Genomic DNA, 15669 nt, shown 5'->3' with positions numbered 1-15669 from the left:
CGAGAATCACGCCTGAGATCGACGAGCAGCCTCTCGGGCACCCGGATCGCCAGACTCGGCACGAGCCTGCTGGCCAGCAGGCAACCCACGATCACGATCGACCAGTGCACCTGCGGCTCCGCACCGGCCACGGTCACCAGCGCGGCAGAGGCGAACCACACCAGTCCGCCCCCGATCCAGACGTCGAGGGGCTCCAACGTGGCGATGCCACCTGCCCGGGCCAGTGCTGCCGCACCTGCACCCACGAGCAGGCTCAGAGCGACGGTGACCGGCAACTGGGTGGCCCCCGGCTCGTGCAACACCACGAAGGCAGCGCCCGCAGCGAAGGCCGGGGCCACCGCCGCCCGCTGCCGCACGTGGGCGCCCAGCGGCATCACCCCCACCACCGCGGCGAGCCTGAGCACGATCGCGACGGCGGTGCGCGCGCTGTCCTCGGCACCGAGGGCAGCGACGAAAGCACCCAACAGCGCGAGTACGCCGGCGGTCCCAGCGACCACCCACGGCACCCCGGGTCGGTGGTCACCGGCGCACTCAGCCGGCTGGCGGCGTACCTGCGTCTCGCCGACAGGTGCAACGGTCGGCGTGATCACGAGTACAGCACCCGACGTGATGCCCGCCGCCTCGACGCTCTGCGCGGGAGGCAGCGGCCGGCCCGCGGAGTCGCGCAGGACGAGCTGGAGGTGACGCAGTCGCGCGGCCGTGGCGTATTCGCGCGCCACGTCGGTGACCGAGGCGCCCCCGGCACCACGAGATCCAGGCCCCCGCCGGGTCCATGGACGGTCACCGAGACCAGGTCGGTGCGGACGACACCGGACACGCGCACCCCTTCGAGCTCGTGTCCGGCAGCGTAGTACGTCGCCCCGGCGGCGGCAGCAGACCTGTGTGGGCGTTCACCAACACGGCCTGGGTCGTGTTGGTGAACGCTCGGCCGTCGCGAGCGTGGCGTCCACGGAGGGCCTGGCAAGGCGGAGGAGGAGGCGATGCGCCAGCATCGTCGACTGACGACAACGTAGTCCAGGTGCCCGTGGGGCCGCGCGCAGCAGGCCACGGCGTTCACCAACACGGCCTAGGATCGCCCCGAGGGGCGGCAGCCCCGGCGATCTCGGCACCGGCACCCAAGGGGGACCCTTGACCACCCTGCGCAGCGGCGTGCGGCTCGACGCGCCGGAGATGCCTAGCGGCCAGATCCGGTTGCAGTCCCCTCCGGAGGTCCAACCGCACGAGGGGGCGGTCAAGCCCTGCTCATGGCGATCCCGATGCTCGGCAGCGTCGGCGCGATCGTCATGGTCGCCACGATGAGCACATCGGGCTCAGGGGCTCCCTCGACCACGCGTCTGCTGCTGACCGGAGGAATGTTCCTCTTCGCCGCGCTGGGGTTCGTGGCCGTCCAGATCGACCGGCAGCGCCGCACCAGGCACCAGCAGGTCAACGGGTCCCGCACCGAATACCTCCACTATCTCTCCGGTGTCCGTGAGGTCACCCGCGATGCCGCCGCCCAGCAACGCGCGGCGCTCACGTGGCACCACCCGGCTCCTCGCGCCCTGCCGGCACTCGCCGAGGAGCGCAGCCGGGTCTGGGAGCTGACGCCCGGTGATGAGCACTTCCTGCAGGTGCGCTACGGCGTCTGCGCACAGCCTCTCTCGCTCGAGTTGGTGCCGCCGGAGACGAAGCCGGTCGAGCAGCTCGATCCCACGGCAGCCAGCGCCCTGCACCGGCTGCTGGCCGTGCACAGCAGCCAGGCCGATCTGCCGGCCCGTGTCGATCTGCGGGACTTCGACCGCATCGAGATCACCGGTGAACACGATGCCGGCCGCTCCGCCGCGCGGGCGCTGATCTGCTCCGCAGCCTCCTTCCACTCACCCGAGCACCTGGTGGTGGCGGTCCTCACCCACGAGCGCCACCTGCCGGCGTGGGACTGGCTCAAGTGGCTTCCCCATGCGCTCAGTGACCGCCAGTCCGACGCCGTGGGCCCACGACGGATGGTGACCACCTCCCTCGACGCCCTCGGCCGGCTGCTGCCCGACGAGTTGGGCGAGCGGCCCCGTTTCGGCGCCGAGGAGGGCGTTGCTCTCCCCACCTGCTGCTGGTGCTCGACGGCGTCGCACTGCCCCTGGGCAACCACCTCATCCCGCCGGACGGGCTGCACGGGGTGACGGTGGTCGACGTACCCGAGCGCTGGGACGACCTCGACGACCCCACCCGCCTTCGCATCGACCTGCCCGTGCTGCCCACACCCCGGGGCACCGGCCCCTCACCTGAGTTCCGCCCGGCCACCGCGCTGCGGCTGCGCGCCGAGCCCGTCGCCTGCTCCGTCGACCAGATGGACCCGGCAACGGCCGAGGCCTTCGCCCGCCGACTCACCCCGTTGGGCGCACTCGGCCCCCGCGCAGGTGCCGAATCGGCCGGCCCCGCGGAGTTCACCGACCTCCTCGGTCTCGCAGACGTGCATGCCTTCGAGCCCGAGGGGGCCTGGCGCCCGAGGCCTGCGCGCGACCGGCTCCGGGTGCCGATCGGCGTCAGTGACCACGGCACCCCGGTGCACCTCGACCTCAAGGAGTCCGCCCAGCAGGGCATGGGACCGCACGGACTGGTCATCGGTGCGACCGGATCGGGCAAGTCGGAGTTCCTGCGCACGCTGGTGCTCGGGCTGGCGATGACGCATTCGCCCGCCGAGCTCAACATGGTGCTCGTCGACTTCAAGGGAGGCGCCACGTTCGCCGGCATGGCCGAGATGCCCCACGTCTCCGCGGTGATCACCAACCTGGCCGAGGAACTCACGCTCGTCGACCGGATGCAGGACGCGCTCTCCGGTGAGATGGTGCGGCGCCAGGAGCTGCTCCGCTCCGCCGGCAACTTCGCCTCCGTGCGTGACTACGAGAAGGCCCGCGCGGTCGGCGAGCCCCTCGAGCCGCTGCCGTCCCTGCTGATCGTGGTGGACGAGTTCTCCGAGATGCTCGCCGCGAAGCCGGAGTTCATCGATCTCTTCGTGGCAATGGGTCGGCTCGGCCGCTCCTCGGGCTGCACCTGCTGCTGGCCAGCCAGCGTCTCGAGGAGGGGCGGCTGCGTGGCCTGGAGTCGCACCTCTCCTACCGGATCGGTCTGCGCACCTTCTCGGCAGCCGAGTCCCGCACCGTGCTCGGCGTCCCCGACGCCTACGAGCTGCCAGCTGTCCCCGGGCTCGGCTACCTCAAGCCCGATCAGTCCACGCTGGTGCGCTTCAAGGCGGCCTACGTCTCGGGGCCACCGGCCGGCCGGGTGCGGGTGCGCCGCGACGAGGTGGGCAACCTGCGTGGCATCCTCCCCTTCACCATCGCCGAGGTCGCCTCCTCGAGGCGCCCGAGGACGAGACCCCCACGCCGGTGCCCGTCGCTGACGACACCGATTCCCTGCTCGACCTCGCCGTGGCCCGCATGGCCGGCAGGGGTACGCCGGCACGTCGGGTCTGGCTGCCGCCACTGGATCGCCCCACCACCTTGGACGCCTTCTTCGACGACCTGGTCGAGCACCCCCACCTCGGCCTCGTCTCCCCGAAGTGGCGCGGGGCCGGCGGCCTGATGGTGCCGTTGGGCATCCTCGACCGACCACGCGAGCAGCGCCGGGAAGTGCTCACCGCGACGCTCTCCGGTGCGGCCGGGCACGTCGCCGTCGTCGGCGGGCCCCGCACCGGCCGCAGCACCTTGCTGCGCACGCTGGTGACGTCGCTGGCGCTCACCACGACGCCGTTGGAGACCCAGTTCTTCGTGCTCGACTTCGGTGGCGGCACGTTCACGAGCCTGCGCGACCTGCCCCACCTGTCCGGGCTGGGAAGCCGTTCCGAGCCCGACGTCGTGGCCCGGGTGGTCGCCGAGCTGCAGTCGATCGTCGACCGGCGGGAGGCGCTCTTCGCCGAGCAGGGCATCGACTCGATCGAGACCTACCGCGCCCGGCGAGCCGAGGGCCGGGTCGACGACGGCTACGGCGACGTCTTCGTGGTGGTCGACGGCTGGAGCACGTTGCGCGCCGACTTCGACGAGCTCGAGCTGGAGTTGCAGGCGCTGGCCCAACGGGGCCTGACCTTCGGTGTCCACCTCGTCGCTTCGGCATCACGCTGGGTCGACTTCCGAGCCTCGCTCCGCGACCTCTTCGGCACCCGGCTCGAGTTGCGCCTCGGTGACGCGCTCGACTCCGAGGTCGATCGCATGGTCGCCGACCTCGTTCCTGCAGGTCGTCCCGGACGTGGCCTCGTGCCCGGCCCCTCCACTTCCTCGGCGCGCTCCCCGTGTCGACGGTTCCTCCGACCCGCAGACGGTCGGCGTCGGCGCGGCCGATCTGGCAGCACGGGTGGCCGCGGCGTGGCGGGGCCCGACCGGCCCGAAGCTGCGGTTGCTGCCCGACGTCGTACCCCTCGAGGAACTGCGTCAGCTGGTGCCCGACACCGCTGAGCTGCTGCTCGGCATCAACGAACGCGACCTGGCGCCGGTGGCCCTCGACCCCGCTCAGGACTCGCACCTGCTGGTGCTCGGCGACGGGCAGTCCGGCAAGAGCTCGATGCTGCGCAGTCTCGTTCGGGAGATCACCCGTACCCGGACGCCGGAACAGGCCCAGATCATCGCCGTCGACTACCGCCGGTCGTTGCTCGGGGAGATCCCTGCGGACTACCAGCTCGACTACCTGACCAACGCTGCCCAGGCGACCCCGGCGATGAAGGAGCTGGCCGACTACCTGGCCAACCGCCTGCCCGGTCCGGACGTCACCCCCGAGCAGCTGCGAGCCGGCTCCTGGTGGACCGGTGCCGAGGCATGGGTGCTGATCGACGACTACGACCTCGTCGCCACCCAAGCCGGCTCACCGCTGCACGCCTTGGTGCCGCTGTTGGCCCAGGCCCGCGACGTCGGCTTCCACGTGGTCGTCACCCGTCGTACCGGCGGCGCGGCCCGTGGGCTCTACGACCCGCTGCTGCAGTCGATCCGCGACCTGGCCATGCCCGGCATCATGCTCTCCGGCAACCCCGAGGAAGGTCCGCTGCTGGGCAACCTGCGCCCCGAGCACTCCGGGCCCGGCCGCGGCCGGCTCGTCACCCGCGCCTCCGGGGTCCAGGTCGTGCAGCTCGCGTGGAGCGACCCACAGGCCTGATGGCTGCGGGCCACTGAAGTGTCGGTGCCCCGTGCGCCCAGGCATCGGTGTCCGCAACCACTGAACCGTCGCACCTGCACCCGCCCAGCACTCCCGAGCCGTCTTAACCACTGAAGCGTCGCATCTGCACCCGTTCAGCACTCCCGGGCCGACCCAACCGCTGGAGCGTCGCACCTGCACCGGTTTCGGTCGTCAGGCCTTCTTGGCAGCCTTCTTCGTGGTCTTCTTGGCCGCCGTCTTCTTCGAGGTGGTCTTCTTGGCGGTCTTCTTGGCCGCGGCCTTCTTCGTGCCCTTCTTGGCTGCCTTCTTCGCCGGCCCCTTGGCACGGCGCTCGGCCAGCAACTCGGCGGCGCGCTCGATCGTGATCGACTCGACGGAATCGTCCTTGCGGAGCGTGGCGTTGTATTCGCCGTCGGTCACGTACTCACCGAAACGTCCGGCCTTGACCACGACCGGCTGACCGGAGACGGGGTCGGGGCCGAGCTCCTTGAGCGGCGGGGCCGCAGCAGCTCGACCGCGCGCCTTGGGCTGCGCATAGATCGCCAGGGCCTCATCGAGGGTGATCGAGAAGAGCTGGTCCTCCGTGGTCAGCGACCGGGAGTCGGTGCCCTTCTTCAGGTAGGGACCGTAGCGACCGTTCTGGGCGGTGATCTCCACGCCCTCGGCGTCCTCACCCACCACCCGCGGCAGCGAGAGCAGCTTGACTGCGTCCTCCAGGGTGACGGTGTCGAGCGACATCGACTTGAAGAGCGAGCCGGTGCGCGGCTTCTCCTTGCTCTTCTTCCGCGCCTGTCCTGAGTCTGCCGACGGGGTCTCCGGGAGCACCTCGGTGACGTAGGGGCCGAAGCGGCCGTTCTTGGCGACGACCTGCAGTCCCGTCTCGGGATGGGTGCCGAGGTCGATCTCCTCACCGGCAGGGTTCGCCAGCAGCTCCTTGGCCTTCTCGAGGGTCAGCTCGTCGGGCGGCAGGTCGTCGGGCACGTTCGCCCGCTTGCCGGCAGCTGCACCGTCATCGCCCGGGCCCTCGAGATAGGGGCCGTACTTGCCGACGCGCAGGGCGATGCCCGCCTCGGGGTCGCCCACTGGGAAGGTCGCGAGCTCCTTGGCGTCGATGTCGCCGAGACCGGTGACGAGCGGTCGCAGACCCTTGACCTTCTCGGAGCCGAAGTAGAACTCGGCCAACTCGGTGACGCGGTCGCGACGACCTGCGGCGATCTCGTCGAGCACGTCCTCCATGCCTGCTGTGAACTCGTAGGAGACCAGTCGGTTGAAGTGGTCCTCGAGCAGCCGGATCACCGAGAACGCGATCCACGCCGGCACCAGGGCGGTGCCCTTCTTGTAGACGTAGCCACGGTTGAGGATCGTGCCGATGATGGAGGCGTAGGTCGACGGACGGCCGATCTCGCGCTCTTCGAGCTCCTTGATCAAGGTGGCTTCGGTGTAACGCGCCGGGGGCTTGGTCTCGTGGCCGCTGGCCTGCAACGACGCAGCATTGACCCGGTCGCCCTCGTTGAGGTTCGGGAGGCGGGTCTCCTGGTCGTCGCTCGCCTTGTTGTCGTCGGTGCCCTCCACGTAGGCCTTGAGGAAGCCGTGGAACGTGATGACCCGGCCGGAGGCGGAGAAGACGACGTCCTCCCCGTGGCAGCCCGGCCGCCGATGCGCACCGACACCGAGCGTCCCTCGGCGTCGCGCATCTGGGAGGCCACGGTGCGCATCCAGATCAGCTCGTAGAGCCGGAACTGCTCGCCCGTCAGCCCCGTCTGCGCCGGCGTCCTGAAGCTGTCGCCGGCGGGACGGATCGCCTCGTGGGCCTCTTGGGCGTTCTTCACCTTGGAGGCGTAGACCCGCGGCTTGTCCGGCAGGTACTCGGCTCCGAAGAGCTCGCGAACCTGATCACGCGCCGCGCCGATCGCAGCGCCCGAGAGCGTGGTGGAGTCGGTACGCATGTAGGTGATGAAGCCGTTCTCGTAGAGCCGCTGCGCCACCGACATCGTCACCGACGAGCTCATGCCCAGCTTGCGGCTGGCCTCCTGCTGGAGGGTCGTCGTACGGAACGGGGCGTAGGGAGAACGCTTGTAGGGCTTGGCCTCAACGGAACGGACGTCGTACGTCGCCGTCTCGAGCGCCGCGACCAACGCCTCGGCTCGCGATCGGTCGAGGTGGACGACCTTGCCCTGCGCGCTGGCCTTGAGTTGCCCGTCCTGGCCGAAGTGGTTGCCACGGGCAACCTGGACGTCGTCGACGCTGTGCAGCTTGGCCGGGAAGATCCGGCTGTCGCGCTCGGCGCCGGCGTCGAACATGCCCTCGAGATCCCAGTAGGAAGCCTGCTTGAAGGCGATCCGCTCACGCTCGCGGTCGACGACCAGCCGCGTCGCCACCGACTGCACCCGACCGGCGGAGAGGCCGCTCATGACCTTGCGCCACAGCACGGGCGAGACCTCGTAGCCGTAGAGACGGTCGAGGATGCGTCGGGTCTCCTGGGCCTCCACGAGGTCCATGTCGAGTTCGCGGGGGTTCTCCACGGCGGCCTGGATGGCCGGCTTGGTGATCTCGTGGAAGACCATCCGGTGCACCGGGATGCCCTTGGGCTTCAGCTCGTCGAGGAGGTGCCAGGCGATCGCCTCACCCTCGCGGTCCTCATCGGTGGCGAGGTAGAGCTCGTCGGCTTCCTTGAGCAGACCCTTGAGCTTGGAGATGTGGCTCTTCTTGTCGCGCGGCACGACGTAGTAGGGCTCGAAGTCGTTGTCGGTGTCGACGGCCAGCCGACCCCACGGCTTGTCCTTGATCTTGGCCGGGGTGTCAGCAGCGTTGTTGGGCAGGTCGCGGATGTGGCCGATGGACGACTCGACGACGTACCCCTTGCCGAGGTATCCAGCGATGGTGCGAGCCTTGGCAGGGGACTCGACGATCACCAACTTGTGTGCCACGAACTCACTTCACTTCCTGCTCCTCGACGACCCGCGCCGCAACCGACGGGGCCCCACGGCCGATTACGTTAGCGCGTACGTCCACCGTCACTCGGCAGCGGTCGCCCCAGCGGACGGGTCAACCGACCCGGACGACCCGGACATGACCTCTGAGGTAATCGACGGTTTCCGCACCGGCGGGGTTCGGTGGGGACACGTCACCGACCGGTGGCAGGACCCGATCTGGAGGAACCATGAACAAGGCCTACGCCTTCGCCTACCTGACCGACGTCGACTTCAACGACGAGATCATCGACTATCTCCGCCGCATCGACGACACCCTGGCACCGTTCGGTGGCCGCTTCCTCGTGCACGGCGGCAAGATCTCGCGGACCGAGGGCACCCGGACCGGCGACGTGATCATCATCGAGTTTCCTGACGCCCAGGCTGGGAACGCCTGGTACGACTCCCCGGCCTACCAGGCCATCCTCCCGCTACGGACCGAGAACTCGCAGGGCATCGTGGCGCTCGTCGAAGGCGTGCCGACCGGCTACCGGGCCCTCGACAAGCTTGCCGCGCAGCTCCCGGATGCTCCTAGTCGACGGTGATGCCCTTGACGATCGAGTCGAGCTGCTTGATCCGCTTGTTGTCGTTCAGCGGAACGACGCCGGCATACACGCCGTAGTCGTCGTCATCGCCGGTGTCGATCACGACGACCTCGCCGACGTCACCGCCCGCTTCGACCTCGGGGTCGTCGACCTGGATCTCCCACCGGACCCGCCACGCGTCGTGGCCGTCCACCTGGATGGACTCGCTGGCGAGCGACTTGGTGTCCTTCAGGCTGGCGTAGAAGTCGGGCGAGTTGGCCATGCAGTCCATGACAGCGGTGGCCGCGGCCTCGAGGTCACTACCTGCGTCCTCCTTCTCCAGGGCGCCGAACGCGTGCACCGACATCCACTTGCCCACCTGGGTCTCGGCATAGACCGTGGCGACGTCGTCGGCAAACCGATAGACGTCGGCGAGCCCTCCGGGCGGGGCCTCATAGCCCTTGATCGGTGGGCTGGTCAGTCCACCCCCGTGGATGTTGCCGTCCTGCGGATAGGTCTCCCGGTCGCTCGGCTCACCGCTGGTGCAGAAGTTGGCCACCGGCGCGGTCGGCACCCCAGCCGGAGGTACGCCGTCGGTCGGCTGGTCGGACGGCTCGTCCGAGGGGTCGTCGCTCGGGTCGTCACTCGGCTCGTCGGACGGGTCGTCGCTTGGCTCGTCCGAGGGTTCGTCGACCTGCGACGACTTGTCGTCGCCGGCCTTGGAGTCGTCGTCGTCATCGCCCATGAGCGCCATTGCACCGAAGATGCCGCCGACGATCAGGAGGATCACCAGGACACCGGCGAGCACGATCCACAGCGCCTTCTTGGACCCGCCGCCACCGTTGCCGTTGTCGCCCATCGGCGACCACTGCTGCTGGCCGCCCCACTGGTCACCCCAGCCGCCACCTGCACCGGCACCGCCGGCCGCCGGCGTGGCCGCGAACTGCTGGGTGGAGTCGTTGCCACCCCACTGACCGGAACCCTGGTCGGGTCCGGTCTGCCAGCCCGCAGCGCCCGCAGCGGCGGTGGAACCCCACTGCTGACCGGGGTCGGGCTGCTGTCCCCACTGCTGCTGACCGGGGTCGGGCTGCTGTCCCCACTGCTGCGCCGGGTCGGGCTGCGGGTCTGCGGCACCCCATGCCTGGGTCTGCTCCGGCTGCTGCGGCTGATCCGGCGTCGTGGGGGTCGGCTGCTCGGCGGCGCCCCACTGCTGCGGCTCGGGTGTCGGTGGTGTCGGCTCGACCGGCTGTTGGGGTGCCATCTGGGTGGCACCGGGGTCGGCAGCATGGCCCGACTGCGGCTGCTGCCACGCCCCGGGCGGGGGTGAGTAGGGGTTGTCAGTCGTCTGCTGACTCCACGCCTGACCGTCCCAGAAGCGGAACGAATTCGGCTGACCGGACGGATCGGGGTACCAACCTGGGCTCGACACGAGGTCAGCCTAAATCACCGGACCGAACTCCGGGGCCCGACATCAAGGCCGGCGCTGCGCTCAGCCGAGCTCCAGGAAGCCGTCGGCGATCAGCCCGGACACTGCAGGAAGCTTCTCCGCGACGAGTGCGGCCGGGTCGACCTCGAGCAACGTGGCGATGGCCGTCAGCGTCTGCTGCACCGTCAGTTCGCCGTCGCAGGCACCGGCGAAGGCGGCCATCGCGGTGTCGAGGTCCTGGGCGCGGCGCATGCCTCGCTGCTGGCGCAGCACGACGGTGGCCGGGTCCTCCGCACCCGGAGCGCCGAACGTCTCCTGCTGCACGTCGGGGCGGAGCACCGGACGTGCAGCGAGGAGTTCGGTGTCCGTGAGGCCGCGGCTGGCGTCCACCGCCTCGCCCCAGGCCCCGATGCTCGGCGCGATCGGCTGCTCGACGTCGTACGGCCACTCCTCCAGGCGCAGGGTCGCGGTGGCGTCAGTGCGACGCAGGTTGATCCAGCCGAAGCCCACTCCGGCGATGCCCTGCTTCTCGAACCACTCCAGCCAAGTGTCGTAGCGGCGGACGTAGTCGGCGGTGCCCTGCACGCCGGCGTCCTTGAGCCACAGCTCGACGTACCCCGCCGGATCGATGACCTCGCGCTGCACCACCCACGCGTCGCAGTCGGTGATCCAGCCCTCGAGACGGTCGGCCCAGTCCCCACCGGCCGGGATCACCCAGTTGGCGAGGATCTGGCACCACCCGCCGGGGTTGAGCAGGGTGGGCGCGGCGCGGACGATGTCCTCGACCACCCGGTCGCCCGGCAGGCCGGAGTCGCGGTAGACGAGGCGCTCGTCGGTGGCAGGGGAGATCACGAACGGCGGGTTCGTGGCGATCAGGTCGAAGGTCTCACCGCGGACCGGCTCGAAGAAGGAGCCTTCGCGAACGTCGATCTGCCCCGGGCGCACCCCGTTGAGCTGGGCGTTGAGCTCCGTCATCCACAGCGCACGCCTGTTGATGTCGGTGGCGACGACCTGCTGGGAGTGCTGGGCGAGGTGCAGTGCCTGGACACCACAGCCGGTGCCGAGGTCGAGCGCGCGACCCACCGGCTCGCGCAGGGTCAGCTGGGCCAGCGAGGTGGCGGCGCTGGAGATGCCGAGCACGTGGTCGGAGCCGACCTTGTTGGGGGCACCGTCCAACCCAGGGGTCAGGTCACTGACGACCCAGAGGTCCTGGTCGTCGGTGGCGTAGGGGCGGATGTCCATCCGCGCGGCGACCTCACCGATGCTCTGCTCGAGCAGTCCCTCGTTGCACAGGCGGTCGACCAGCCCCGGGAGCGCCTGCTCCGCCTCGGCACCGGTCACCGGCGTCTGGAGCAGGAAGAGTCGAGTGAGGGTCTCCACGGGACTGCCACCGCGGGTACGTCGCAGCCCCGGCACGGTCTCGTTGCGCGACAGCGCGGTGTGCGCGGTCTCCCCGAGCAGTTCGGCGACGCCGTCGTAGGTGTAGCCGGCTTGGTCGAGGGCCTCCCGCAGAGCGGGCACGAAGTCGTTGCTCACGGGCCCAAGGCTACTGGCGCGCACCCGAGCTGCGTGCCGGACGTCGCGGGCGAGGGGTTGCAGGCGAGCAGCCTCAACTGGCGAGGGCGGCGTCCGTGGAGTCGTGGATCGTGAAGACCTTGGCCAGCCCGGTGATGCGGAAGATCTTGAGCAGGCGCTCCTGGGTGCACACCAGGCGCAGGGAGCCATCGTGTGCTCGGACCTTCTTCAGCCCACCGACCAACACGCCGAGCCCGGTGGAATCGAGGAACTCGACACCCTCCATGTCGACGACCAGGTGATAGGCGCCGGACGCGACCAGCTCGGTGAGGGCGTCGCGCAACTTGGGCGCGGTGTAGACGTCGATCTCACCCTCGACCGCGACGATGGTGACACCATCGAGTTCGCGTGTCTCCAGAGTCAGGTCCACGGTCTTCCCTTCATCGTGGCCCCCGGCCACCCTTCGTTGCGGAGCGCCCGAACCGCCCCGTTCACGGGCAATATCAAACCATGAGCAGTGCGCGGGCGCATGATCATGCCGGATCACCGTCTGTCGGTGACGGTTGGCACACTGGCCGGCGTGAGCCTGCCCGAGTCCCCTGCCTTCAACACCGGTGACCTGCTCCACAGGCTACTCACAGAGCCCCGCAGGGAGCGGCTCACCCACCTGGAAGAGCTGCCGTCGCGCGCCGCGGAGACCGCCCCGTGGCCTGGGTGGGTGCAACCCGACGTGCTCGCTGCCCTTCGCTCCCGCGGCATCGAAATGCCGTGGCGTCACCAGGCCGAGGCCCTGAATTCGGCCCACCACGGCGAGCACGTCGTGATCGCCACCGGCACCGGTTCCGGCAAGTCGCAGTGCTACCAGGTGCCGGCGTTGGGGGCCGCCCTCGAGGGTCGCGGGCCGCGCGGCGAACGTGGCGCCTCGACCCTCTACGTGGCACCCACCAAGGCCCTCGCCCAGGACCAGCTCGCCGCGATCCAGCCGCTCGGGCTGGGGGTCCGGGCGGCCACGCATGACGGTGACAGCAGCCGTGAACAACGCGACTGGTGCCGTGACCACGGCGAATACCTCCTCACCAATCCCGACATGCTGCACCTGTCGATGCTGCCGGGGCATGCACGTTGGGCCGGATTCTGGAAGACGCTGCGCTTCGTCGTGCTCGACGAGTGCCACCACTACCGAGGTGTCTTCGGCGCCCACGTCTCCCACGTGCTGCGTCGACTGCGGCGGGTCTGCGCCGTCTACGGCGCCCACCCCACCTTCGTCCTCGCGTCCGCCACCGTCGCCGAGCCGGCGGAACTCGCCGAACGTCTCACCGGCCTTCCCCATCGCGCGGTCACCACCGACACCTCTCCCCGCGGCCGCACGACGATCGCGCTGTGGGAGCCACCCTTCGTCTCCCACGCCGGAGAGAACGGCGCTCCGGTCCGCCGAGCCGCAAGCTCGGAGGCCGCCGACCTGATGACCGATCTCGTCATCGAGGGTGCTCGCACGCTGACCTTCGTCCGTTCCCGACGTGGGGTGGAGAGCGTCGCCGCCACTGTTGCCGACCAACTGGGCGAGGTCGATGCGACCCTCACCGGTCGGGTCGCGCCCTATCGGGGCGGCTATCTGCCCGAGGAGCGGCGGGCGATCGAGCAGCGACTGCGCTCGGGCGACCTGCTGGGCATCGCCGCCACCAACGCCCTCGAACTCGGCATCGACGTGCACGGACTCGACGCCGTGGTCCTGGCCGGCTTCCCGGGCACCCGGGCGGCGATGTGGCAGCAATTGGGTCGCGCCGGCCGCGGTGGCGCCGATGCCATCGGTGTCGTGGTCGCCCGTGACGACCCGCTCGACACCTATCTGGTCACCCACCCCGAGGCCCTGCTCGGCCGCCCTGTCGAGGCATGCGTCTTCGACCCCGGCAATCCCTACGTGCTCGGTCCCCACCTGTGTGCCGCCGCGGAGGAGAAGCCGCTGGAACGTGAGGAGTTGGGGATCTTCGGCACCGGAGCCGTGGAGGGCGCCGAGGCACTGGCCGACGCGGGGATGCTGCGCCGCCGGGGCAGCCGCTACTACTGGACCGACAACCAGCGGGCCTGCGACCTGGCAGACATCCGCTCAGCCGGTGGGGCGCCGTACTCCCTGGTCGACGGGAGCACCGGGCGGGTCGTGGGCACGGTCGACGCGGGCGCCGCACACGGCACCGCCCACCCGGGGGCGGTCTATCTGCACTTCGGTGAGACGTGGGTGGTGCGCGAGCTCGACCTCGACCAGCACGTCGCGGTCATGGAGCGTTCCGATGTCGGCCACAGCACCTCGGCGCGTGAAGTGATCGACATCCGGGTCCTCCGCGAGGAGCAGCACACCACATGGGGCCGGTGTCGCCTGTCGTTCGGGGAGGTGGAGGTCTCCCACCAAGTGGTGGCGTTCCTCAAACGGAGGGTGCCGTCGGGCGAGGTGATCGGCGAGGAGCCGCTCGATCTTCCTGCCCGGACCCTGCACACGAAATCGGTCTGGTGGACAGTGCCCGACGACGTCCTGGAGGAGGTCGGGCTGGCCGTCGCCGACCTGCCCGGGGCCGCCCACGCAGCCGAGCACGCGTCGATCGGGATGCTTCCGCTCTTCGCCACGTGCGACCGGTGGGACATCGGCGGTGTCTCCACGGCGATCCATCCCGACACGGGCCGACTGACCGTCTTCGTGCACGATGCCCACCCGGGCGGGGCGGGCTTCTCCGAACGTGGACATGCGGTGGCACGGGAGTGGCTGAGCGCCACCCGGGAGGCGATCGAATCGTGCCACTGCCCCAGCGGTTGCCCGTCGTGCATCCAGTCGCCCAAGTGCGGCAACCAGAACAACCCTCTCGACAAGGCCGGCGCGGTGCTGCTGCTCGATGCCCTGTTGGCGGGCGCGGCAGACTGACCGGGTGACCGACTCACCCACCCACGGCCAGACAGCTCATCGCATCCGTTTCGACTGGGGACCGACCGGGGCCGAGCACGTCACGGCCGAGGTCGCAGTGGTGGTCGACGTGTTGTCGTTCACCACGACGTTGAGCGTGGCAGTCGAGCGGGGCATCGAGGTGTTCCCCATCCCCGACACGACCTGGACGCCAAGAAGCTGGCGCTCCGGCACGGGGCGACGTTGGCGCTGCGCCGGTTCGAGGCGCTGACGCACGCCGGCGGTCGGCACGTCTCCCTCTCCCCGGCCTCCTCGCTGCCGCCGATGGGATCGAACGGTTGGTGCTGCCCAGCCCCAACGGATCGGCAATCAGTGCGCGCTATGCCGAGCGAGGTGCTGCCGTGGTCGGCGGCTGTCTGCGCAACGCCACGGCAGTGGGGCACCACGTCGGCCGCTTGCTCGGCGATCGTGCCTCCGTCGTGGTGATCGCCGCCGGTGAGCAGTGGCCCGACGGGACGTTGCGGCCGGCCGCCGAGGATCTGTGGGGCGCCGGCGCCGTCCTGACAACGCTCGCCGACTGCTTCGGGAGGGATCTGCTCTCCCCGAAGCGCGGCTCGCGGCCGACGCGTTCAACTCGGCCTCAGCGCGTCTCGAGGAGGAGATGCTCGACTGCGCCTCCGGGCGGGAACTGGTCGAGCGGGGGTTCGCCGAAGACGTCCGCATGGCGGCAGCCCGTGACGCGAGCTCAGTGGTGCCACACCTGGTGGGGACGTCGTTCGTCTCCGCCCCCGCCGGGTGAGCAACTGGCCGAGGTGAACCGGCGCGTGGGCCAGGTCAGGACTCCCCGATGACCTTCTTCACCTTGGCAGCCTTGCAGGTGAACTTCTTGCCGTTCTTCTTGACGACCTTCTTCTTCACGGTCGCCTTGAACTCCCCGGGGCTGATCTTGTTGCCGTTGAACTTGACCTTCCACACGCCCTTCTTGTTGGTCTTCGCGGTGCCGGCCTTCTGGTTGTCGGTGATCTGCTTGAGGACGACCTTGCGCCCCTTCTTGCAGAACGCCTTCTTGGCCTTCACCTTGCCGTCGATGGTGATCTTCGTCCCTCCGCTCACCTGGTAGCCACCGATGGTGACCTGGCTCTTGACCGCCTTGGCAGCCTGAGCAGGCGCGGCGGTGAGCGTGAGGGCCAAGGCGGTGGTGGCGACGGCTGCGAGACCGGTGCGGATGATCCTGGA

At 69.9% G+C, this 15669-nt stretch carries 13 protein-coding genes and 1 pseudogene; 8 read left to right on the top strand and 6 right to left on the bottom strand.

The window, feature by feature from the left end:
• Positions 1-719 (bottom strand): hypothetical protein (locus L1066_RS00070; protein WP_235734346.1); only part of this gene is annotated, 719 nt, incomplete at its 3' end.
• A 525-nt stretch (positions 720-1244) separates the two neighbouring features.
• Here L1066_RS00070 and L1066_RS00065 point away from each other — a divergent pair.
• Genes L1066_RS00065 through L1066_RS00050 form a run of 4 tightly spaced genes read left to right on the top strand, consistent with a single transcriptional unit; the run spans position 1245 to position 5112 of the window.
• The gene (locus tag L1066_RS00065; protein WP_235734345.1) at positions 1245-2153 is read left to right on the top strand and encodes a hypothetical protein; all 909 of its coding nucleotides are present in this window, start codon (positions 1245-1247) and stop codon (positions 2151-2153) included.
• Positions 2087-3373 carry an FtsK/SpoIIIE domain-containing protein gene (locus L1066_RS00060; RefSeq protein WP_235734344.1) on the top strand — a complete coding sequence of 429 codons (1287 nt, stop codon included), beginning with the start codon at positions 2087-2089 and terminating at the stop codon, positions 3371-3373. Before L1066_RS00065 ends, L1066_RS00060 begins: the two co-directional genes overlap by 67 nt.
• Positions 3360-4421 (top strand): type VII secretion protein EccCb, encoded by a 1062-nt coding sequence (gene eccCb, locus L1066_RS00055; RefSeq protein ID WP_235734343.1) that lies wholly within the window; start codon positions 3360-3362, stop codon positions 4419-4421. The genes L1066_RS00060 and eccCb overlap by 14 nt, the downstream gene beginning before the upstream one ends.
• The gene (locus L1066_RS00050; RefSeq protein ID WP_235734342.1) at positions 4405-5112 is read left to right on the top strand and encodes an FtsK/SpoIIIE domain-containing protein; all 708 of its coding nucleotides are present in this window, start codon (positions 4405-4407) and stop codon (positions 5110-5112) included. Before eccCb ends, L1066_RS00050 begins: the two co-directional genes overlap by 17 nt.
• A 192-nt stretch (positions 5113-5304) precedes the next feature.
• On the opposite strand, the pseudogene topA reads toward L1066_RS00050, so the two are convergent.
• A pseudogene (gene topA / locus L1066_RS00045) lies at positions 5305-8039 on the bottom strand (type I DNA topoisomerase).
• Positions 8040-8272: 233 nt separating this feature from the next.
• On the opposite strand from topA, the gene L1066_RS00040 reads away from it, so the two are divergent.
• Positions 8273-8626, top strand: a complete 354-nt coding sequence (locus L1066_RS00040; RefSeq protein WP_235734341.1) for a DUF1330 domain-containing protein — start codon at positions 8273-8275, stop codon at positions 8624-8626.
• Here the strand turns inward: L1066_RS00040 and L1066_RS00035 are convergent.
• The 3 genes from L1066_RS00035 to L1066_RS00025 all read right to left on the bottom strand — a co-directional run bounded on the left by L1066_RS00035 (position 8613) and on the right by L1066_RS00025 (position 11976).
• Positions 8613-10034 (bottom strand): DUF2510 domain-containing protein, encoded by a 1422-nt coding sequence (locus L1066_RS00035; RefSeq protein WP_235734340.1) that lies wholly within the window; start codon positions 10032-10034, stop codon positions 8613-8615. The two genes, L1066_RS00040 and L1066_RS00035, sit on opposite strands and share 14 nt — an antisense overlap.
• 60 nt (positions 10035-10094) lie before the next feature.
• Entirely contained in the window at positions 10095-11567 is a 1473-nt protein-coding gene (locus tag L1066_RS00030; RefSeq protein ID WP_235734339.1) for a DUF7059 domain-containing protein, read from the bottom strand.
• 73 nt (positions 11568-11640) lie between these two features.
• Positions 11641-11976 carry an anti-sigma factor antagonist gene (locus tag L1066_RS00025; RefSeq protein ID WP_235734338.1) on the bottom strand — a complete coding sequence of 112 codons (336 nt, stop codon included), beginning with the start codon at positions 11974-11976 and terminating at the stop codon, positions 11641-11643.
• Positions 11977-12126: 150 nt separating this feature from the next.
• On the opposite strand from L1066_RS00025, the gene L1066_RS00020 reads away from it, so the two are divergent.
• The 3 genes from L1066_RS00020 to L1066_RS00010 all read left to right on the top strand — a co-directional run bounded on the left by L1066_RS00020 (position 12127) and on the right by L1066_RS00010 (position 15232).
• The gene (locus L1066_RS00020) at positions 12127-14454 is read left to right on the top strand and encodes a DNA 3'-5' helicase SftH (protein WP_235734337.1); all 2328 of its coding nucleotides are present in this window, start codon (positions 12127-12129) and stop codon (positions 14452-14454) included.
• A 4-nt stretch (positions 14455-14458) separates the two neighbouring features.
• Positions 14459-14704 carry a 2-phosphosulfolactate phosphatase gene (locus tag L1066_RS00015; protein WP_235734336.1) on the top strand — a complete coding sequence of 82 codons (246 nt, stop codon included), beginning with the start codon at positions 14459-14461 and terminating at the stop codon, positions 14702-14704.
• A gap of 270 nt (positions 14705-14974) precedes the next feature.
• Positions 14975-15232, top strand: coding sequence for a 2-phosphosulfolactate phosphatase (locus L1066_RS00010; protein WP_235734335.1), 258 nt, complete (start codon positions 14975-14977; stop codon positions 15230-15232).
• A gap of 35 nt (positions 15233-15267) precedes the next feature.
• Here L1066_RS00010 and L1066_RS00005 read toward each other — a convergent pair.
• The coding region (locus L1066_RS00005) for a hypothetical protein (RefSeq protein WP_235734334.1) at positions 15268-15669 on the bottom strand (402 nt) is incomplete at its 5' end.

This window comes from Nocardioides alcanivorans (genome assembly GCF_021555175.1).
Taxonomy (GTDB): Bacteria; Actinomycetota; Actinomycetes; order Propionibacteriales; family Nocardioidaceae; genus Nocardioides; species Nocardioides alcanivorans.
This window is presented reverse-complemented; position numbering and strand designations above follow the sequence as displayed.

What these genes read in the sequence shown, in the direction of transcription:
- L1066_RS00065 (WP_235734345.1), top strand. Translation starts at nt 1,245, where the DNA reads ATGGCGATCCCGATGCTCGGCAGCGTCGGCGCGATCGTCATGGTCGCC.
- L1066_RS00040 (WP_235734341.1), top strand. Translation starts at nt 8,273, where the DNA reads ATGAACAAGGCCTACGCCTTCGCCTACCTGACCGACGTCGACTTCAAC.